General features: G+C 36.5%; 20 protein-coding genes and 1 pseudogene. 8 read left to right on the top strand and 13 right to left on the bottom strand.

Annotated elements, in window-relative coordinates; genetic code table 11:
- Position 1 precedes the first annotated feature (1 nt).
- The 11 genes from BLS24_RS12605 to BLS24_RS12555 all read right to left on the bottom strand — a co-directional run bounded on the left by BLS24_RS12605 (position 2) and on the right by BLS24_RS12555 (position 9,573).
- Positions 2-1,663, bottom strand: a complete 1,662-nt coding sequence (locus BLS24_RS12605; RefSeq protein WP_091759745.1) for an AMP-binding protein — start codon at positions 1,661-1,663, stop codon at positions 2-4.
- Between the two features lie 5 nt (positions 1,664-1,668).
- Positions 1,669-2,424, bottom strand: a complete 756-nt coding sequence (gene accA / locus BLS24_RS12600) for a carboxyltransferase subunit alpha (RefSeq protein ID WP_091759741.1) — start codon at positions 2,422-2,424, stop codon at positions 1,669-1,671.
- Between the two features lie 22 nt (positions 2,425-2,446).
- Positions 2,447-3,088: an acetyl-CoA carboxylase carboxyltransferase subunit beta gene (locus BLS24_RS12595; protein WP_242872298.1), complete on the bottom strand. Its 642-nt coding sequence runs from the start codon at positions 3,086-3,088 to the stop codon at positions 2,447-2,449.
- Between the two features lie 179 nt (positions 3,089-3,267).
- On the bottom strand, positions 3,268-4,608 hold the full coding sequence (locus BLS24_RS12590) for an acetyl-CoA carboxylase biotin carboxylase subunit (RefSeq protein WP_091759889.1): 1,341 nt from the start codon (positions 4,606-4,608) through the stop codon (positions 3,268-3,270).
- Between the two features lies 1 nt (position 4,609).
- Positions 4,610-5,050: a 3-hydroxyacyl-ACP dehydratase FabZ gene (gene fabZ / locus BLS24_RS12585; protein WP_091759735.1), complete on the bottom strand. Its 441-nt coding sequence runs from the start codon at positions 5,048-5,050 to the stop codon at positions 4,610-4,612.
- Between the two features lie 11 nt (positions 5,051-5,061).
- Positions 5,062-5,484: an acetyl-CoA carboxylase biotin carboxyl carrier protein gene (locus BLS24_RS12580; protein WP_091759732.1), complete on the bottom strand. Its 423-nt coding sequence runs from the start codon at positions 5,482-5,484 to the stop codon at positions 5,062-5,064.
- A 12-nt stretch (positions 5,485-5,496) separates the two neighbouring features.
- Positions 5,497-6,729, bottom strand: a complete 1,233-nt coding sequence (fabF, locus tag BLS24_RS12575) for a beta-ketoacyl-ACP synthase II (RefSeq protein WP_091759729.1) — start codon at positions 6,727-6,729, stop codon at positions 5,497-5,499.
- Positions 6,722-7,465 carry a 3-oxoacyl-[acyl-carrier-protein] reductase gene (fabG, locus tag BLS24_RS12570; protein WP_091759726.1) on the bottom strand — a complete coding sequence of 248 codons (744 nt, stop codon included), beginning with the start codon at positions 7,463-7,465 and terminating at the stop codon, positions 6,722-6,724. The genes fabF and fabG overlap by 8 nt, the downstream gene beginning before the upstream one ends.
- Entirely contained in the window at positions 7,462-8,391 is a 930-nt protein-coding gene (gene fabD, locus BLS24_RS12565) for an ACP S-malonyltransferase (RefSeq protein WP_091759723.1), read from the bottom strand. Before fabD ends, fabG begins: the two co-directional genes overlap by 4 nt.
- 10 nt (positions 8,392-8,401) lie before the next feature.
- Positions 8,402-9,334 (bottom strand): enoyl-[acyl-carrier-protein] reductase FabK, encoded by a 933-nt coding sequence (gene fabK, locus BLS24_RS12560; RefSeq protein ID WP_091759720.1) that lies wholly within the window; start codon positions 9,332-9,334, stop codon positions 8,402-8,404.
- Between the two features lie 17 nt (positions 9,335-9,351).
- Positions 9,352-9,573 carry an acyl carrier protein gene (locus BLS24_RS12555; protein ID WP_091759717.1) on the bottom strand — a complete coding sequence of 74 codons (222 nt, stop codon included), beginning with the start codon at positions 9,571-9,573 and terminating at the stop codon, positions 9,352-9,354.
- Between the two features lie 114 nt (positions 9,574-9,687).
- Here BLS24_RS12555 and BLS24_RS12550 point away from each other — a divergent pair, with 114 nt between their 5' ends.
- The 3 genes from BLS24_RS12550 to BLS24_RS12540 all read left to right on the top strand — a co-directional run bounded on the left by BLS24_RS12550 (position 9,688) and on the right by BLS24_RS12540 (position 12,387).
- The gene (locus tag BLS24_RS12550) at positions 9,688-10,536 is read left to right on the top strand and encodes a MerR family transcriptional regulator (RefSeq protein ID WP_091759715.1); all 849 of its coding nucleotides are present in this window, start codon (positions 9,688-9,690) and stop codon (positions 10,534-10,536) included.
- 51 nt (positions 10,537-10,587) lie between these two features.
- On the top strand, positions 10,588-11,958 hold the full coding sequence (locus tag BLS24_RS12545; RefSeq protein ID WP_242872296.1) for an MATE family efflux transporter: 1,371 nt from the start codon (positions 10,588-10,590) through the stop codon (positions 11,956-11,958).
- A gap of 144 nt (positions 11,959-12,102) precedes the next feature.
- A complete protein-coding gene (locus tag BLS24_RS12540) occupies positions 12,103-12,387 on the top strand; it encodes an HU family DNA-binding protein (protein ID WP_013282588.1) in 285 nt (94 codons plus the stop codon).
- Positions 12,388-12,439: 52 nt separating this feature from the next.
- Here the strand turns inward: BLS24_RS12540 and BLS24_RS12535 are convergent, their stop codons facing one another.
- Both BLS24_RS12535 and BLS24_RS12530 read right to left on the bottom strand, forming a co-directional pair.
- Positions 12,440-12,976 carry a hypothetical protein gene (locus BLS24_RS12535; RefSeq protein WP_143015184.1) on the bottom strand — a complete coding sequence of 179 codons (537 nt, stop codon included), beginning with the start codon at positions 12,974-12,976 and terminating at the stop codon, positions 12,440-12,442.
- Complete coding sequence (locus tag BLS24_RS12530) at positions 12,973-13,800, bottom strand: ParA family protein (RefSeq protein WP_091759710.1); 828 nt, start codon at positions 13,798-13,800, stop codon at positions 12,973-12,975. Before BLS24_RS12530 ends, BLS24_RS12535 begins: the two co-directional genes overlap by 4 nt.
- Positions 13,801-16,545: 2,745 nt before the next feature.
- Here BLS24_RS12530 and BLS24_RS12525 point away from each other — a divergent pair.
- The 5 genes and pseudogenes from BLS24_RS12525 to BLS24_RS12500 all read left to right on the top strand — a co-directional run.
- Positions 16,546-17,712 carry a replication initiation protein gene (locus BLS24_RS12525; protein ID WP_091759707.1) on the top strand — a complete coding sequence of 389 codons (1,167 nt, stop codon included), beginning with the start codon at positions 16,546-16,548 and terminating at the stop codon, positions 17,710-17,712.
- A gap of 40 nt (positions 17,713-17,752) precedes the next feature.
- Positions 17,753-19,060, top strand: a complete 1,308-nt coding sequence (locus BLS24_RS12520) for an ATP-binding protein (RefSeq protein ID WP_091759705.1) — start codon at positions 17,753-17,755, stop codon at positions 19,058-19,060.
- A gap of 313 nt (positions 19,061-19,373) precedes the next feature.
- A complete protein-coding gene (locus BLS24_RS12510; RefSeq protein ID WP_091759703.1) occupies positions 19,374-19,715 on the top strand; it encodes a hydrogenase maturation nickel metallochaperone HypA/HybF in 342 nt (113 codons plus the stop codon).
- Positions 19,716-19,754: 39 nt separating this feature from the next.
- Positions 19,755-20,948, top strand: a complete 1,194-nt coding sequence (larC, locus tag BLS24_RS12505; RefSeq protein WP_091759700.1) for a nickel pincer cofactor biosynthesis protein LarC — start codon at positions 19,755-19,757, stop codon at positions 20,946-20,948.
- A gap of 69 nt (positions 20,949-21,017) precedes the next feature.
- Positions 21,018-21,485 (top strand): annotated as a pseudogene (locus BLS24_RS12500) (GTP-binding protein); the annotation flags it as partial.
- Positions 21,486-21,798 lie beyond the last annotated feature (313 nt).

Here is a 21,798-nt window from a genome sequence, read left to right as displayed (position 1 = left end):
CTTATAAGTGTTCCAATGCTTTTTTATAATCCTGTTGCCTGATCTTAGCTCTGCTTATTTTTCCGTTACTTGTTCTAGGCAACTTATCAATAAACTTGATTATTCTTGGATACTTGTAAATTGCAGCTCTCTTTTTTACAAAATCCTGAAGTTCCGTTCCAAGCTTGGCATTAGCTTCATACCCCTTATTTAAGATTATGCTAGCCTTTACTACAGCGCCTCTGTTCTTAGATGGAAACGCGGTAACTGCGCACTCAAATACCGCAGGATGCTTCATAAGTATATCCTCAACTTCAGATGGTCCAATCCTGTATCCGCTAGATTTTATAACATCATCATTCCTTCCTAGGAAAAAGAAATTACCGTCCTTGTCCACGATCGCTTTATCTTTAGTGTGATAGACTCCGCCGCTCCACACTTCTTCATACATCTTTTCATCCCCAAGATAGCCTTTAAATATACCAATAGGCTTTCTATCTCCATTAGGAACAATAACAATTTCTCCTTCTTCCCCTTCCGGTACAATCCTTCCATCTTCATCCATAAGTTTAATCTGATATAAAGGAGATGCTTTTCCAATAGATCCAGGAAAAGAGCCTTGTTCTATCGTTGCGCATATCTGCAACGCTGTTTCTGTCTGCCCAAAACCTTCTCTGATAACTATTCCTGTCTCTGAAGTAAAACGCTGTGACACCTCTTTAGGCATTGGCTCTCCTGCAGTTGTAGCATAACGCAAGTTATTTAAATTATATTTCCTTAGATTCTCTAAGACTAGATATTTATATATAGTAGGAGGTGCACAAAAGGTGTTTATTTTCTCTTCTTCTAAGAGCTTAAGAAGATCCGCAGCGTAAAACTGTTCATAGTCATATACCATGATTGCTGCACCCAAGAACCACTGACCATATAGCTTTCCCCATGCAGATTTAGCCCAACCAGAGTCAGCAACTGTCAAATGAAGGTCTCCATCGTGCATCCCATGCCAGTTTTTGGCTGTAAAAATATGTGCAATCGGGTAAGAATAATCATGAATAACAGCCTTTGGAGCCCCACTTGTCCCAGACGTAAAATAGTAGAGCATGCTATCATCTATGCTTGTAGTTACTCGCTCAAAAACGTCGCTTTCATCAGCAATAAGCTCATTAAAATCTGCTTTATCTTCATATTTATCCCCGACCACGATCTGAATGATATCATTCTTATCTATAGCTTCTTTTACCTTGTCACATATACTCTCTGAATTAACACAGATTATTGCCTTAGTGCCAGCTACCGCAGCTCTCTCACTAATGTCTTCGGCAGACACCATGTGGGAGGTAGGAACAGCGATTGCTCCAAGTTTGTGAAGTGCCAAGATGCTGATCCAAAATTCATACCTTCGCTTCAAAAGAAGCATAACAGAATCGTTTTTACTAATTCCAAGCTTCTTAAATGCGTTCGCTGCCTTGTTGCTAAGCCTTTTGAGCTCTCCAAAGCTTAGCCTTGTCTCTTTTCCTTCGGCGCTTCTATGAACAAGAGCCAATTTATCGGGATTTTCAAATGCAAACCTATCTACTACATCATAAGCAAAATTGAAATTTGGAGGGCACGTCGTCTTGATCTCTACTATTTCACCCTTTGAATCCCTTACTTCCCTGTAGTAATCTTCATATATGTGTCCCATGGTCCTTAATATCCAACCTTTCTAAAACGCCTATATCTTCCATCAATCAGCTGATCTGAAGTCATTGATAAAAGAACTTCTATTTCCGCCTCAATGTCCTTCTTCAACTCTTTAAGTCTTCCCTTTTTGTACACCTTATCTATTAGTCCAAGCTTATAAAGCCTATCTGCAGTAAGCCCCAACGCTTTTGCTGCCTCGTCTGCCTTATCTGTGCTCTTCCATAAGATATTGGCACAGCTTTCTGGAGATACCACGCTAAAATACGCATCTTCCATCATCCATATCCTGTCTGAATGACAAAGGGCAAGAGCTCCTCCGCTACCACCTTCACCTATAACAATTGAAAGAATCGGCGTTTTTAGATCAGACATTTCATACAAGTTTTCAGCTATAGCTCTTCCCTGACCTCTTTCTTCCGCATCAATACCACAAAAGGCCCCTGCAGTATCGACAAAGCAAATGACAGGCCTATGAAACTTTTCTGCTTGCTTCATCAGTCTAAGGGCTTTCCTATACCCTTCCGGATGTGCACTTCCAAAGTTATGAGCTATCCTGTCTTCCGTGTTCTTTCCTTTTTCTATTCCAATAGCTGTAACAGGAATGTTGCCAATCTGTCCTATTCCTGCAATAACAGCTTTGTCGTCACCGTAATATCTATCTCCATGAAACTCAATAAAATTCTGTACAATAGATGATATATAATCTATCGCCGTTAACCTGTTATCTTTTCTTGCGCCAAGCACAATCTCGTAATCTTCCATTCTTTTCCTCTCAAAAAAGCTTTTAACTATGCAGCCTAAGAATCGCTGTAAGCGCCTCTTTTTGCCTGTTCCTTGGAACAATAAGATCCACAAATCCGCACTCTAATACTCGTTCTGCCTTCTGAAAATCCTTAGGCAACTCCTGATTAAGGCTCTTTTCTATTACTCTTGGCCCTGCAAATCCAACTCTAGCTCCGGGCTCAGCAAGCGTAATATCTCCTAACATTGCAAAGCTAGCATCCACACCGCCTGTTGTAGGATTGGTTAAAAGAACTATGTACAGATTGCCATTATTACTATGCCTCTTGACTGCCGCTGAAACCTTAGACATTTGCATTAAGGAGATCATCCCCTCCTGCATCCTTGCGCCACCAGAAACAGTTACTCCTATTACTGGAAGACTCATGCTAGTTGCATATTCGAATAATCGAGTAATCTTTTCACCTACTATTGCCCCCATGGATCCCATCATAAAGTTTGCATCCATGGCAAATATACAGGTTCTGTAGCCACCAATAGTAGCAACTCCGCATATTACACCTTCGTTCTCGCGGCTTTTTTCTTTCGCCAAAGAAAGCTTCTCATCATAGTCAGGAAATCTAAGAATATTAATAGATTCCAGATCTCTGTCATGTTCTATAAAGCTCCTTTTATCTGTCAGCATTAGTATTCTTCTTCTAGCTCTGACAGGAAAATAGTGCCCACATTCTGGACAAACAAAGTCGTTTTTTCTTATCTTATATACTGGAATCTGTTTTTGGCATTTTTTGCAGACTACTCGCCTGCTTTTTACTTTTACTTCACCATATTCCAGCTCATTATTTGCTTTTAAAAATAGTTTTTTTAATTCCATGCTTGTAAAACCTTTTGACAGATACTGGTATCATAATTACCGATCAAAAACTTGCTATCTTCCATAAATCTCATATGCATTTCGCGATTGTTCTCAACACCTACTAGCACAAACTCAGACAATGCACATTTCATCTTGCGTATTGCTCCATCTCTGGTATCTGAACATACAACCAACTTCCCCAGCATCGAATCGTAAAAAGGGGTTACTTCACAATTTTGATACAAAGCTGAGTCAAATCGTACATCCACTCCACCTGGAATATGGAGAAGTTCAACGCGGCCTGTAGAAGGCCTGAAATTTTTTGAGTCTTCTGCACAAATCCTACATTCTATAGCATGCCTGCTATTTGATATGTCATCCTGACTAAAAGGAATATCTATTCCCGCTGCAGTCCTGATCTGCCATTCTACAATATCAATTCCGCAAACTATTTCTGTTACAGAGTGTTCTACCTGAAGCCTTGTATTCATCTCCATAAAATAAAAATCATCATTTTTAACCAAAAACTCAATAGTTCCAACAGTGACATAACCTACAGCACTAGCAAGCCTGACAGCCGCTTCATACATTTTTTTCCTAGTCTCATCCGATAATACAGGTGCAGGGCACTCTTCAATAAGCTTTTGATTTTTGCGCTGAACTGAGCAATCTCTGTCACCAAGAACAATTACTTTGCCGTTATGATCAGCGAGGATCTGGACCTCCACATGTTTAACATTTTCAAGATATCTCTCCATAAAAATGCCATCATCACCAAAGGAGTTATGTGCCTCTTTTTGGACTTGGGAAAACAATCCCGAAAGCTCACTTTTTTCTCGTACAACACGAATGCCCTTACCTCCTCCACCAGCTCTTGCTTTTAGGATTACGGGATAACCTATTTTCTCCGCATTTTTCTCAGCATCAGTAATGTCAGTTAAAATGTCGCTTCCAGGTGCCACGGGAACATTTGATGATATTGCTATCTCCCTCGCCCTTTCTTTCTCTCCCATTTTTTCCATAACATCCGCCCCGGGGCCTATTAAAACTATTCCATTGGCATCGCAGGCCTTTGCAAATTCCGGATTTTCTGAAAGCATCCCATATCCTGGATGTATCGCTTTCGCTCCTACTTTTTTTGCCAAAGTAATGATCGCGTCAATTTTTAGATAGCTGTCCTTAGCTAAAGGGCCGCCTATACAGTAACTTTCATCAGCCATTTCCACATGGAGGGCATCAGTATCAGCTTCAGAAAAAACTGCTACAGTTTCAATGCCCATCTCTTTACATGCTCTTATTACTCTTACCGCAACTTCTCCTCTATTAGCTATCAAGATCTTTGAAAACATTTCAGCCACTAGCATTCTCCTCATCAGATACGATGGCAAAAGAAAAATCTCCGCTCATACACTTCTTGCCATCAACACTTAGTTCTCCGTGAAGCACATACATTGGATGATATTCACGCACCAACTTTGTATCTATTTTTATCGTATCTCCCGGCTTTATCATATTTCTAAAACGCACTTTATCAAGCCCTGTATATACTGGTAACACGCCTTTCTCTCGCATGTTATCTGCAAACATAATACATGCAGACTGCGCCATCATTTCACATTGAATAACACCTGGTACTATTGGATTACCCGGAAAATGTCCCTGCAAAAAGTATTCATCTCCGCGAACAGTATAATATCCCGTTGCAGTCCCATCCTCATTTAGAATCACCTCATCAACCAAAAGCATAGGTTCTCTATGGGGTAAGATCGTTTTTAATTCTTCTCTATTCATAAAGTCCCCTTCTACTTGATAACGAAAAGATCCTGATTGTACTCCACAAGATCTCCTTCTTTTGCAAGAACTTCGGCAATGGTGCCATCTTTTGAAGCTTTGACCTCATTCATCATTTTCATAGCTTCAATGATGCACAAAACATCGCCTTTCTTTATCTTGTCTCCAATCTTTAATGCTTCTTTTTCTCCAACTTTTCCGTAGAATATGCCTAAAAGAGGTGCTTTGACTGTATCACCACTCTTTTTTTCGGATTCGATTAAGTCAACTGTCTTTTCATCTGGATCAACATTTTCTAATTTCATTTGTCCTATGCTTGATCCAGCTTGTAATTTTCTTTTAAGACATAACTTAAAATCCCCATCTTCTACAGAAAGTTCCGTTAATCCAAGATCTTTAAATAACTCACCGTATTCTAATAAAGAATTACTCATATTTTTCTCCACTTATGCCCTTTTAAAAGCTATACATGCATTGTGTCCGCCAAACCCTAAAGAGGTGCTGATGGCAAAGTTAATATCAGCCTCTAATGCTTTATTTGGCGTATAATCAAGATCGCATTCTTCATCCTTTTCTTTGTAGTTTATCGTTGGCGGAATTATTCCGTTATAAAGCGCAAGCACAGAGGCAATAGCTTCTACTGCACCTGTTGCACCCATCATATGTCCCGTCATGGATTTTGTTGAACTTATATGAAGGTCGTAAGCTCTTTTACCAAATACTTCTTTAAGAGCTTTTGTCTCCATAGCATCATTTAAATGTGTTCCTGTTCCATGAGCATTAACATAAATCTCATCCCTATCCTGAATATGCGCCTCATTTACAGCTGCTTTTATAGCTCTGACTGCTCCATCTCCCTCTGGGTCTGGTGCTGTTATGTGGTATGCATCAGAAGTATTTCCATAACCAACCACTTCTGCCAGGATCTTGGCACCTCTTTTCCTTGCGTGCTCATATTCCTCAAGCACCAGAATTCCAGCTCCTTCACCCATGACAAATCCACCTCTTCTCTTGTCAAAAGGAAGACTTCCCTGTGATGGGTCTTCAGCTAAATTGAGTGCCTGACAATTTATAAATCCTGCCATCGCAAGCTCGTTAATAGAGGCTTCACTTCCTCCTGCAATGATTGCGTCTGCATATCCGTGCTTTATTGTCCTGTAGGCTTCGCCGATAGTATGTGTTGACGTTGCACAGGCTGTTACCACTGGAAGTGTTGGCCCCTTTGCTCCAAACTTTATAGAAATTGCACCTGCAGCCATATTACTTATCATCATTGGCACAAAGAAAGGTGAGACCATATCAGGACCTTTTTCACTTAGCTTCTTGGCTTCTCGTAAAGTTGTATTGATTCCGCCAATGCCTGATCCCACATATACTCCAAGCCTTTCTTTATCTATATCACTTTCAAGAATCTTACTCTGGTCTACAGCTTGCCTTGCTGCACCCATGGCATACTGCATAAAAAGATCTGATTTTCTTATTTCCTGCATGGTGTCATAATATACTTTTGGTTCAAAATCTTTTACTTCAGCATCCAGGCTTACTTTTAGGTTAGATGCATCGAATCTGTTTATCTTATCAACTCCACACACACCATCAGTAAGATTCTTCCAAAAGACATCTACCGAATTACCGATTGGGCTTATTACCCCCATTCCGGTGACAACTACTCTACACATACATACCTCCATCAACCTTTATTACCTCTCCTGTAATGTATCTAGAGCTATCTCCAGCTAAAAACAGTGCAAGATCTGCCACATCATCTGGTTGGCCAAGTCTTCCAAGAGGTAATTGCTTTGCAATTTCATTAGTCTGTTCTTCATTTAGTGTTGCCGTCATTTCTGTCGCTATATACCCGGGTGCTATTGCATTGCACCGTATGTTTCTACGTCCGTATTCCTTGGCAACCGTCTTGGTAAATCCTATTATCCCTGCTTTAGACGCGGCATAATTTGCTTGCCCCTTGTTGCCCATAAGTCCTACAACTGAGCTGATGTTCACTATATTTCCATGTCTTTGTTTTACAAAACTTCTGACAAAAGCCCTTGTTAAATAGATGGTCCCCTTAAGATTCACATCTATTACATCATCAATGTCCATTACGCTTAGGCTTGGCAAAAGATTGTCTCTGGTTATACCTGCGTTATTTACTAACACGTCTACTGTGCCAAAATCAGCTAGTATTTCTTCTGCAACTGATACTACTTGCTCAGGGTCTTTTACATCGCATATATAAAGCCTTACATCTCTCCCGGTTTCAGAAAGCTCTTTTATCGCCTTCTTATTTCTCTCATTATCTCTGGTAGCGATTATTGCAAGGTTTGCCCCTTGCTCAACAAATTTCCAAGCGATTGCATTACCAATTCCTCTTGTACCACCTGAAATCACTGCCACTTTTCCATCAAGTATCATTTATTTAACTCCTCTACCACGGACTTTAACGAATCCAGATCGCATACATTATATGTTTGCGCCTGAGGAACAATCCTCTTAACGAATCCAGTAAGAGTCTTTCCTGGTCCACACTCAATAAATGTATCTATCCCTTCTTCAGTCATATTCTTTATAGTGTCTTCCCAATTCACACTATTCGATATCTGCTCAGTAAAAGACTGTATGATTCCCTCTTTATCCACTGGATAAGGCTTAGCCGTTCTATTAGAATAGAGAGGAATATATGGTTTATTTATGTTATATAACATATTTACCTTTGCTTCTTTTCTTAGTTCTTCTGAAGCTTCCTTCATATAAGGCGTATGAAAAGGCCCTCCAACTGAAAGCGGTATGAATCTTGCCTTCTTGTCGCTTAGCTTTTCTTTTAGTTTTTCAATTTTATCTTCCTTTCCAGATACAACAATCTGTCCAGGACAATTGTAATTAACCGGATAAACACCTACTTCAGAACATAATTCTTGTAGTTCACCCTTATCCATCTTTAACACAGCTACCATACTTCCCTTTTCTTTTTCAGCAGCTTCTTGCATTAAAGCGCCTCGCTTACACACAAGCTTAAAGGCATTTTCCTTTGACAGAATTCCTGAAACTGCCAAGGCAACAACTTCGCCAAGAGAAAAGCCTGCTACAGCATCTGGTGTTATCCCATTAGCGCCAAGTGCCAAGGCACTCGCTATATCAGCTAGGAAAAGACATGGCTGAGTATTATCTGTTCTTTTTAATTCTTCCTCTGTCCCTACCAGCATTTGGCTTAATGTTCCCGGCCTTATAGCTTCAGCGATTCCAAAAAAGTCATGAACCTCATTTATTTCTTCAAATAAATCTTTTCCCATTCCTGGATACTGACTTCCTTGGCCGGCAAATAAAAATGCGATTTTTCCCATCAACACTCCTTTATAAACTACCTAGCAGAGAATATGCTTCTTTACATATTCCTGTTATTATCTCTTCACATGTTCCTTCGCTGTTTACTAATCCTGCTATCTGTCCGCACATGCATGATCCATACTTAACATCTCCATCAATGGCCGCCTTTCGAAGCGCTCCGGCTCCCATTGCCTCAAGTTCTTCTGGCGTAGTACTTGGATCTTGTTCCTTTTGTATAAACTCTCTAGTCATCCTGTTTTTTAATGCTCTCACTGGATGTCCTAACGACTTACCCGTCACGATGGTGTCTCTATCTTTTGCCCCTAAGACTTTCTCTTTATAGTTCTCGTGAACATTGCACTCTTTAGCTGTAAGAAATCTTGTTCCCATCTGAATAGCCTTAGCTCCGAGCATAAAAGATGCTGCCATTCCTCTTCCATCTGCTATTCCTCCTGCTGCAATAACTGGTATCTTCACAGCATCAACAACCTGCGGCACTAAGGCCATCGTCGTTGTATCTCCTACATGGCCACCTGATTCGCATCCTTCTGCAATCACCGCAGATGCTCCCATTCTTTCTACCATTACAGCTAACGCCACACTTGCTACTACGCAGATTACTTTTACGTTTGAGTCTTTTAGTTTTTGCATGAATCTCGCAGGATTTCCAGCACCAGTTGTAACAACCTGAACCTTTTCTTCACAAACTACATCAACGGCTTCCTCTATATAAGGACTCATGAGCATAAGATTGACGCCAAAAGGTTTATCTGTAAGCTTTTTTGCCTTTCTTATCTGCTCCCTAAGCTGCTCTTTGTTAGAGTTCATTGCTGCTATTATTCCCAATCCTCCGGCATTCGATACCGCTGAAGCAAGTTCAGCATCCGCTATCCATGCCATTCCCCCTTGAAATACCGGATATTCGATTCCAAGCATTTCACATATTGGATTTTTGCCCATCAAAACTTCCTCCAAAATCACTGTTTCTCAATAAGTTCTACTAGTTTATCAATTGTTGTAATTTCTTGTGAAAGTTCGATCTTGCAGTCAAGTTCTTCCTGCATCTGCATAACAAGCTCCATAATGTCCAATGAGTCAAGTCCGATTTCTGAAAATGTTGCTGTTGAAGAAATCTCTGCTTCTTCCTTGTCGAGATATTCTGCGATTATTTTGATAATTGTTCCCTTTACGTCTTTCATTTTCGTTCTCCTTCTCCCGTTCTATCGGGTTGTACAATTTGAATTCTTTGATACAATAATCTTGGGGCTTACCCCCAGGTCAATACTTTTTTTGTCGATTTTTTGAGGAATTATATGACTACATTTAATAATTTTGAAAACAAAGAAATGGAATATTCACTTACCGTGAGCCAGTTCGCAAAACTATGTGGCACCACAAGAGATACTTTGAGATATTATTATGAACAGAACATTATTGTTCCATGGGTAGACCCAGATAATGGATATCACTACTATTCCGCATCTCAGATCAGCTCTTTTTACTTTATTAGCACCATGCGACAAGCAGGGTGCTCAATTAAAGAAATAAGTGATATCATTCATAATTCAACTAAAGATGGCATCGTTAAATTAGTGAATTCCAAGATTCTTTCCATGCAACAGGAACTTTATCTTATTAATAAAAAGATCAGTTCTCTACATCTAGGAATGTGGGTACTTGGGAAATTTGAAGCTCACAAGCCTGGAGTTCCTTTTATGGACTCTCTTCCTGCCATGAGCGTTGCAGAAACAAAGATTGCTGACAAGAATAGTTCTTTTCATACCGCTGATATAGCCTCAGACATTTCCGTTCATCTTGCCAAAGCAGCCGAAAGCGATACATTATCTGCTTTTCCTTCAGGTGTCACCATTACTTACGAGGACCTGATCAATAAAAAATACGTTTACGATAAAATTATAAGTTTATCTTTCTTACCTGCTGATAATGTCGGTACTTTCCCGCTTCCTGGTACCAAAGCGGTTTTATGTTATCATGACCATAATGCCCCGGATATTGAAAAGACCTATAGGAAGATTGTTTCCTATATAAAAAGAAACAAACTAACCGCATGTTCTGATCTTTTCTCTATCAGTCTCATTAATCTTTACGATCAAGAGAAAAATCATACATATTACAAGTACCTTTTCATATGCGTAAAGTAATGTTATACTCATATGCCGTATGCAATTTAATTTTTTAAAGAGGATTTACTTATGAATAAAGAAAACAAAATGGGTGTTATGCCCGTAAAACAACTGATCATCTCTATGTCTTTGCCTATGATGATCTCTATGCTTGTACAGGCTTTATATAACGTGGTAGATAGTATCTTCGTTTCTCAGATTGTCGGAGAAACCGCTACCGCTGGTCAGGATGCTCTTACCGCTGTTACACTTGCCTTTCCAATGCAGAATCTCATGATTGCTCTTGGGTCAGGTACTGGCGTTGGTATCAATGCTCTTCTTTCTAGATCTCTTGGCGAAAAGAACTATGAAAAATCCGACCTAGCAGCGAACAACGGTATTCTACTTACATTTTTTAATTATCTGCTGTTTCTTTTAATTGGAATATTTTTTGTAGAGAGATTTATTCATTCTCAGACAACCTCAGATGTTATCGCCTCTTATGGCGTAACATATCTTAGAATTATCAACTGTTGCTCAATTGCGTTATTCTTCCAGCTGACTTTTGAAAGATTACTTCAATCAACTGGAAAGACTATATACAGCATGATCTCACAAGGTACTGGAGCAATCATCAATATCATTTTTGATCCGCTCCTCATTTTCGGAATAGGTCCTTTCCCTGCTCTTGGCATTGCAGGAGCCGCTTATGCTACAATTCTTGGTCAGATAATCGGTTCTTGTATCGGTTTGTTCTGTAACCTTAAATTTAACAAAGAGATCTGCTTTTCTATTAAAAAGATTCTCCATCTTGATATCAATACAGTAAAAGACATCTACTTTGTTGGTGTTCCTTCTATACTTATGATGTCTATTGGTTCAGTCATGACTTACCTGATGAATCGCATTCTTGGTACATTCTCATCAACTGCAACCGCTGTATTTGGAGTTTATTTTAAGTTACAAAGCTTCTTCTTTATGCCAGTATTTGGTTTAAATAATGGACTTATTCCAGTCCTTGCATACAACTATGGAGCACGTAATAAACAGCGTATTTCTGAAGCTTTAAAGTTCGCTCTTACTCTTGCTGTTTCTATTATGGTTTTTGGAACATTTGTATTCCTTAGTGTTCCTGAGCTTTTACTTAACTTGTTTAATGCTTCTGAAGATATGATACAGATTGGCGTACCTGCACTTAGGATAATCTGCTTATCATTCCCTCTTGCAGGTATTTGCATTGCTATGGGTTCGATATTCCAGGCTTTTGCGCATAGTTTCTATTCTCTTATAGTGTCAGTAGGTCGTCAGCTCGTTGTACTAATCCCTGTTGCATGGCTGCTCTCACAAACTGGAATTCTTGATCTTGTTTGGCTTGCATTTCCTATTGCTGAACTTGCATCACTTGCGTTATCTACCATATTTTTCAGGAAACTTTACAAGCAAACTGTTTCAACGCTGTAATATACTCGTTATTTCATAATAGTGCACTAAAAAACATCATAATTTTTGGCACTTTTTCGCTATTATGTACTTGTAATGTGCATAAAATGGGTTTAAAATTTATTCTAGTAGTGAAAATACTCAATTTGAGGGAGGTATTATACCATGAATAAGACAGAACTTGTTGATGCTATTGCAAAGGAAACTGGTCTTTCAAAGAAGGATTCAGAGAAGGCTGTAAAGGCTTTCACAGAAGCTGTTTCTAAGGAGCTTAAGAAAAAGGGTAAGGTTCAGCTTGTTGGATTTGGTACATTCGAGACTGCTAAGAGAGCAGCTAGAACAGGTAAGAATCCTCAGACTGGTGCAGCTATCAAGATTCCTGCAGCTACAGTTCCTAAGTTCAAAGCTGGTAAGGCTCTTAAGGATGCTGTTAACGGCAAGAAGAAATAATTTTAGAAATATTAAACGGTGGTCTTACGACCACCGTTTTTATTGCTTTTATTTATTTTCTTTCTTTTAATCTTTCTTCTAATTGCTTATGTGCAATGTAGATATCCATATTTTGCTTCATATCGTTTTCGATCAGTTCTCTTATGTACTTAGTGGCTGATGTATTAGCTGCTTTAGCCATATGTTCTACATAATCTCTATAGCCTCTTATATCAAGCAAAAGGAACTTTTCTTTTTCATATCTACTATTCTTAGCCTTAGATTCTACGTTTTTAGCAACTGGAAGTGGGGCTTCTTCTACCTGTTTTTCAATATATTCACGGGCAACTCTTTGAACAGGCTCTTCATATTGCTGAATGTTCTGAGGTTGAACTGTCTTTTGTTCTACTACCTTTTTGACTGGTTCTTCCTTTGTCTCTACTATAGGCTCAGGAATTGGTGTTTCTTCTACTATTTCTTCAACTTTTTGGACTACCGCTTTTGATTTGACGTTATTCTTTTCATCGTTGATCGGGCTCATCCCAGCAAAAAGTCCTGTTCCAGTCTTTTTTACTCCAGATTTTAACATGCTTGCTTTACTAGCCATCATTTACCCTCCTCTAAGAATTCATCAATGAAATCATCGTAATCTCTCGCTGCACTAGAACCACCTGAATATTCAAATAGATCCATCTTCATAGTCTGTGCCTCTTCAACAGAAACATTAAGTCTTATCTTAGATTTGAACACCTTAGTTCCGAGAATCGCTGCTTTTTCCTCTATATCATTTATCCATATTTTGGCGTTTGCTGTATTTCTTACTTTTGTAACAAGGATTCCGTCAACCTTTACTTTATCATTAGTAAAATCATGAATCTGGCCAATAAATTTATATAATCTTGAAAGTCCCTGCAAAGAATAAGCACCTGGTTCAAGCGGAATGATAACTTCATCAGCTACTGTTAAGATATTCATAAGTACTACACCTAGCGCAGGGCTGCAGTCAAAGATGCAGAAATCATATTCCTTTTTTAGCTTTGTAAATGCTTCTTTGATAAGACGTTCTCTTCCAACCATTCCAAAATTCATATCAGCTGATGCTAGATCAATTCCACCTACGATAAGGTCCAGATTCTCAGCTATTGGGATAATTGCTTTGTTTATATCCTTCTGACCTGCCATTACTTCAAATAGTTTAGCAGGTACATTTCTATAAAAGTATTCCTGTTGCTCTTCTGTAAGAAGCTCGATATCTTCTGGATCGGGATCGATCTCATTTAAGTCAATTCCAGCAGTCATTGATAAGTTTTCCTGTGGATCTGCGTCTACTACTAATACTTTATATCCTCTTCTGGATAATCCAACAGCCATTGCATAGCTTGATGTAGTTTTAGCTACTCCACCCTTCTGATTGCTAAATGCTACTATTCGCATATTTCCTCCCTATAACATATATCAGTTATATAACATATTTGGTCTTTAGTTATTATAATTCTATTTATATTCAATTTCAATATATAATATGGTTTATATCCACTTTATATGTTATATCTTTTATTTTTGTTCTATCTCCTATATCTGTTATCGATTATATATTTGTTATATATCTCTCACCTATAAATATATTTTTGCATGTTATATAACTTATATCACTTCTTTATGTTATCTATAATGTTTGTACAACATTCATTTACAAATAAAATCACGCCATTAATGTATTTATATATGTTATATAACACATTATCAAATCACATTATATATTATTCTCAGGAATTTATGTTTCCTAACTTTCCGCTTGCGCTAAGCCTTGGCAGTGCCTTAATTTGTACATCGTTATATAACATATATAATTGATATCCTTTTCTCGTTCTTTTTTGCATCGCATTTTGGTCCAAATAAGATCTATAATATATGTTATTATTGTTATATATCAAATATATGATATATTTTCTATATAGGTATATAAACTATTTACGTTCACTATTTTATATCTGTTATATAACTTATTTAATTTATTATACTTATCATCATGCTTAATAGATAACATATATGCGCAGAATATTATATATATGTTATATATATTATTTATGGTGTATTTGTTATCTATATAATTTAAGTAATATTTGTTAGATATATCAAATATATAATAGACGCTATATAGTTGATATGCCATCAATATGAATTATATAAAATATAAGCAATATATACTACTTGATACATATATATTAAATATGCTATAATAAGTATGTAATTTAAATATTATCAATAAAATATACATAAGAAAAACAGCTCTTAAACACGAAAATGTAGGATCTAGATCCTAAGCCAAGGAAAAAGGAAGAATCGCTGGACCAAAAGAATAGTTACATTAATTTTAATCAATATACGTATAGAAATTAATCAAAACGAACATATTTAATTTTTCATATATCATCAATAAACAGAAACACATAAATAAACAATTAAAAATCATGAAGCATAAATAAAAAAAGGATAAAAAAAGAAATCAAAAAGATGCAAGTTAACCAAGTATAATAAACCTTCATAAAACAGCATTCTCTAAATATATTGCAAGGAAATAAACATAGAATGCAATTAGACTTGCAATAAGTAAAAAACAGGCAAATATCAAGGGGTTTTATATAGCAAATAAGTACGCAAAAATACTGAAAGAAATAGCATAATTAATTCAAGAAATAACAACAATAGATATTTTATAGAAAAAATGACCAAACAATAAAAATAATTGACTGAAAAGAATAATAGATTTTATACAACATATAATCATTATAGTTAATATGTTCACGAAATAAATAACAAACGTTAGTTGCGCTAAATAGAAAAAACAAGAAATAAATAAAGTCTGAAATGATAAAATACAAAACAATATATTAAAATACTATGTAAGAAACGTATATATATATTTATATTAAAACTAAAATTAATATAAATAATATATACGTTTTTTATTTGTTAAAAAATAAAATAACAAAATATTTCAATTAAAATATAAGAAAAAATGTTAGAAATTAAAAAGATTTGATAATTAAAATACAAAGAAGATATAGATATATTTATATTTATTTTGCTTTAAAGCTTTAAATAACAAGATCAAATCTTTTATTAAACAACCAGAGTGTTTGTTAGTTAAATTAATTAATTACAACAATTGTTTATTAATTAATTATACCTATAAAGCTAGATAATATGAGGTATTACAAGATTTAAAGTGACAAAAAAGGGATTATAATGTGCTATAAAAGGGATTAAAAGGTAAATATTTCTGGATGGTTAAGTGACAGAAAAGGGATTCTGAAAAATATAAGAAAAGTGTACAGAAAGGGAACAAAAAGCATCAAAAAAAGGTTGTAAAGTGACTAAAAAGGGAATTAAGCATTTTAATTTATAATCAGGACACCTGTTCCATAAAGCCAGTAAATTCAAGGCTTCTGGGGCAGGTGTTTCTTTAGGTGACTAAAAAGGGAATTGTAAGGTGAACAAAAAGGGAAGAATAGTATTACATTTTTAAAAGAGCTGAAAACCTAAGTACTTAGGCCTTATAAATTGGATAATAATTTAAAGGTGACTAAAAAGGGAATAGATATAAACAAAAAGGGATTACCACAGAATTAGTAAATAAGAATGTATAAAGAATGATACTACAAGAACACCGCATATATTTGTTAGAGATTACAAGAATGTGAATAAAGTCTATTATGCAGCAACAAATTATCTAATCAGATCATCGAATAGTCTAATAGGGCAGAAAAGAAAAAGTATAGAGATGAAAAATGACGCTTAGAAAATATAATTTATGGAAATGTTAATAATAAAAGTGACAGAAAAGGGAATAAAAACGACCGTGGTGGTCAATGCAAATGAGTCAAAGGTATACTAAAGGGGAATGACGGGCTCTAAAGGTGCATAAATAGGGAACGGAAAAATTAACCACAACAGTCAACTAATTATTGTACCAAAACGTTGACAAAACCGCTAAATCTAGCGAAAATTTACTTGAAGGTGACAAAAAAAGGAATATAATATAAGAAAAGGTTTATAAAAAGGGAATAGAATTTTGGCTACATTTTGTAAAGGTGAAATAAAAGGGAAGTTTTCATATATATAAAGGTGTACAAAAAAGGAAGAATATTTGCAGATTGAAGAAAATATGGGGGAACAATGAAAGAAGAAAATCGTGAGCAACTTATAGTTAGACATACATATAAGAAGTCTAATGAACTTATAAATGCCATGGGCAAGGGTACAGCTCTTAGCCAAAAGCTTTTTGCTATAGGGATGCAGAATATTACAGTTGATGATACTAATAACGTTGTAGCAACCATTTATGGAACCGAGCTAAGAAAGATGTTTAAGTCATCATCAGGTTCTCTATACGAGCATATCGAGGCACTTTGTGACAAGCAGATAAAGGGTGCAACTATATTTGACTGGAATCTTCTGATGAAAGATAAGGAAAACGGCAAGATTGAAGTTCACCAGGTAGTTACAGATGCATCTTTTAAAAATGGAACGCTTACTCTAAGGTACAATAACTCCCTCACAGATAAGATCGTCAATTTACAAAAGGATTACACAGTACTTAGCTTAGCAGACACACTTAGTTTAAAGAGTGTCTATTCTTTGCGCCTTTATGAAATGCTTAAATCTGCATATGATTACAGAAAGGCAATTACAAAGCAATCAGGCGAGCAAGTTTGTGACTACAATTTGATAGATCTTAAGTTTGAACTTGGAATTATCAATTCCGGTGGAGATAACAAAATAAAAACCGAACTTGAAAAGAAGCATCCTGACTATGCCAAGTTAGAGGAACTGGTTGAAAAAACAGGACAAACAAAATATAAAGAGTACAAAATCTTTAATAGAAATGTACTTGCAAAAGCCAAAGAAGAACTAAACAAGAAGACTAGTCTTATAGTAGACTATGATCCTATCAAGAGTGGCAGAAAAACTGTAGGTATTCGTTTTTATGTTGATAAAAAGGATGTTAATGGTAAAGAAGTTGAGAAAGAAGTGAAGATCAATAAGGATGAAGTATTGGATGATCTTATTGAGCTTATGCATAGCACTTTTAAGATAAAAGAAATCAGGGAAATTGCTGAAGCTGCGTCCTATGATTTTGAAAAGATAAGAAAAGCTTATGAGTACATGCAAAATTATAGTAACGATGTGGATGTTCCAATCGCATTTATGAAAGAATGCATTAAAAACGAGTATTATAATAGCAAATCTAAACCTTTGAAAGCTAAGAATAAATTTAATAATTTTGAACAGAAGACAGATTACGACTTCGAGGAACTTGAAAAGCAATTACTAGATAACTAATATATGTTATATAACATATATGTAAAATGCGAGGTATAACATGGAAAAGATTGTGTCAAAGCTCTTAATTTATGGAGATCGTCCAAAGGATACAATTCTAATGCAGCTAGCAGAGGTTTTTGAAGATTTGCATAGTGGGAACTATAACAAAGAAGACCTCATATCGAGAACGTATAAACAAGTAAAGCGTCTTTTAGTGCTTGGAACAGATAATGCTTTTGATAATAATCTCTGGCATAACTACCTCGCATATTTATTGGTCATGGATGAAAATCCTTTTAGCTTGTGCTGCGAGAAGGTTGGAAGTAAAGATGGCAGTGTTAATCATTTTGCGCTCAATGATTTCCATGAGTTTAGAAGTTTATTTGATTACGACTTTGCTGAAATCGAAGAAAAACTTGGAATAGATTGCTTTAGTTGTTTGACTAATTATAAGGCTATAGATAAACCTGAGCTTATGTATAACGGTAACGTAAGCGAGAAAGTAAGAGAATTAAGTAAAGCTCTAGAGAACGCTTCGTCTGATGAAGAATTTTTTAATGTGATCACGTCTTTTTATAAAAATATAGGCGTAGGTGAATTTGGTCTGAATAAAGCTTTCAGGATCAGAGAAAGAAATGACGAAACTGTAGGATTTGCTCCAATAAATAACATGGACAAAGTGGTCCTAAATGACCTCGTAGGTTATGAAATACAAAAGAAAAAGCTTATAGCGAACACAAAGGCCTTTATTGAAGGTAAAAAAGCAAACAATGTGCTATTATTTGGCGATAGTGGAACAGGAAAGTCAACAAGTATAAAAGCTATTGTAAACGAATACTATGGTGATGGTCTTAGGATGATTGAAATCTATAAGCATCAGTTCAAACTGCTTTCGCAGCTTATTTCACAGATAAAAAACAGAAATTACAAATTTATAATTTACATGGATGATCTATCCTTTGAAGAAGATGAGTCAGATTATAAGTTTTTGAAGGCTGTCATTGAGGGCGGAGTCGAAACAAGACCTGACAATATCTTGATCTATGCAACATCAAATAGACGACATCTGATAAAAGAGACCTGGAAAGATAGAAGAGATGTTGAACAGGATGGAGATATTCATAGATCAGATACCATGGAAGAAAAATTGTCGCTTGCAAATAGATTTGGTGTGACAATTGGGTATTACAAACCGTCTAGACAGGAATTTTACGACATAGTAAAGGTACTAGCCAAAAGGAGTGGAATAGATCTTGAAGAATCAAGACTCCTTGCTGAAGCAGATAAATGGGAATTAAACCATGGAGGGATATCGGGAAGATGCGCGCAGCAATTTATTAATTATCTTGCTGGCGCAAATACTTAAGGATCCCATTTTAAATTAGGACAGTTAGGAGCACATCCTTTAAGAGAATTGTTTCGTACTTCACAAGAAGCATTACGACATTCACTGCATTTAAAAGTATAGTGATAGGAATACCTCTTTTTACATGCCTTACAGCAAAAAGGGGCGCTACTATTTCGTGCTATAAAGGTTCTGCCGCATCCTACACATGTTTTCTCGATATTGTGAGCCATAATATCCTCCTATATATTTAATTATGCTAGAAAAAAATATATAATCAATAAAATCCTTTAAAATTTTTAATAAAAATATGTAGGTAAGAGATATGCATGAAATGAGCTATATAACCAGAATGGTTGAAATGGCATTGGACGTTGTCAAGGAAGATGCAAGCGTAAAGATAAAGAGTATTGTAGTACAAATAGGAAAAACAAGCGGTGTAATGCCGTATTATATGTATAAGTATTATCCTGATGTAGTAAAGGGAACCCGTTTAGAAGGGGCCGAACTTGTATGCGAAGAAGTACCAGTAAAAGCATTATGCGAAGAATGTGGCAAGGAATATTATCCAACTAGTGAAAACCGATATCTCTGTACACATTGCGGTGGAAGAAAGGCGCACATTATTGAAGGCAAGGGTGTAACACTTAAGAATATTATTATAGAAGATATATAACATATATCAAGAATATATGTTATATAAGCGGAGGCGCTTATGAAGAGTTTGTATATAGAATGCAAGATGGGAATTGCTGGAGATATGCTGACGGCAGCTCTCATTGACCTTTATGACGATGCTAGCAAAATGGTAAATGAACTAAATAAGTTGGGGATTCCTCATGTGGATTATGTTCTTGAAGATTCTAACAAAGCAGGCATCAAGGGTAAGCATATGAGGGTGATGGTTCATGGTCAAGAAGAAGGAGAGCTATTGGATGATCATAAACATGATTCTAAGGCACATTCTCACCATCATAGGCACCTTTCGGATATTGAGCAGATTATCGAAGGCTTATCTATAGATAGAGATGTAAAAAAAGACATAAAAGAAGTATATAAGCTTCTTGCAGAAGCTGAAAGCAAGGTGCACGGCGTCGCTGTGCCAGAGATTCACTTTCATGAAGTAGGAAACTTAGATGCAATCGCAGATATTACTGCTGCATGCTATCTTATACACTGTCTGTCTGTAGATAGAATCATTGTTTCACCGATCAATGTTGGAAGTGGAACGGTTAAGGCAGCACATGGTATTTTACCAGTACCAACGCCAGCTACAGCAGTTCTTTTAGCAGGTATTCCATATTATGAAAGCGAGACAATAAAAACAGAATTATGTACTCCAACAGGAGCAGCTCTAGTTAAGTATTTTGCCACGGATAGCGGTGTGCAACCTGTTATGAAAGTTAGTAAAATTGGCTATGGAATGGGGAAAAAAGAATTTGAACAGGTAAACTGTGTAAGAACTATCTTAGGAGAAACCGAAGAAGACAAGGACCAGGTGCTTGAACTATCCTGCAATATAGATGATATGACTCCGGAAGAAATCGGATTTGCTATGGATAGGTTTTTTGAAGTAGGGGCACTGGATGTGTTTACAACAGCTATAGGGATGAAAAAGAACAGACCAGGGATACTGCTAACTTGTATGTGCAGAAGCCAAGATAGAGATAAAGTTGTGGCGGAAATATTTAAGAACACTACAACGATAGGAATACGTGAAAGTGTCTGCAACAGGTATGTTTTGGCAAGAGAGGTAAAGAAGAATGATACTCCATATGGAGAAATTAGAGTAAAGAGATCATACGGCTATGGAGTAGATAGGGTAAAGCCTGAATATGATGATTTAGTACAGGCTGCAAAAAAATCAGGAAAATCGTTATTGGAAATAAAAAAAGATATTGCTAAGTGATAAAAAGGCCGATTGCTGCGGCCTTTTTTAATGAAAGGACTATTGGCCAGATTCAAATGAGGTATGAAAATGATAAAGATTGATCTTATAACTGGATTTTTAGGCGCAGGAAAAACGACTTTTTTGAAGAAATATGCTAGGTATCTATTAGATAAGGGCGAAAGAATCTGCATAATTGAAAATGATTTTGGAGCTATAAATGTCGACATGGTAATTCTCCAGGATATTGCGGGTGAAAAATGCAATTTGGAGATGATAGTTGGCGGAGATGGACGTGAGGCACACCAAAGAAGATTAAAAACAAAGCTTATTGCCATGGGGATGAATGGATATGACAGAGTAATAATAGAGCCTTCAGGAATATTTGATCTTGATGAATTTTTTGATGTTTTATATGAGGAGCCATTAGATAGATGGTATGAGATAGATAACGTTATTGCAATTGTGGATTCAAAGCTAGAAAAAGACATAACAAGAGAGTCTAGGTATTTACTAATGTCTGAGGCAGCAAGTGCAGGTACGATCTTCCTTAGCAAGCTGATATGTAATGACCTCCTGTCAAGTAAAAAATGACAGGAATCACTACAAATGTATTTAATTGTTTCTGAAGGCATCTTGAAAGAGCCTCGGAGTATCAGTTCCCGGCATTGGCCACTCTGATATACGTGGATTGGTTACCAACAGGTCAATGGTCCGCCGTGAGCTCTACCGTCTAGCGGCGTGGATCACAGATTTCTCTGTGCCGACATAGCTTGCTCGTAGATAGCTCGAACCTTGAAATGGCCGAAGCCCTTTCAAGATGTCTTCAGTTGTTACTTATTATTGGCCAGATGTAAATGGCGTAAGCCAT

The organism is Butyrivibrio sp. INlla18, assembly GCF_900103635.1.
Classification (GTDB): domain Bacteria; phylum Bacillota; class Clostridia; order Lachnospirales; family Lachnospiraceae; genus Butyrivibrio.
Note: the sequence above shows the minus strand (reverse complement) of the source record. Positions and strands in the feature narration are given on the sequence as shown.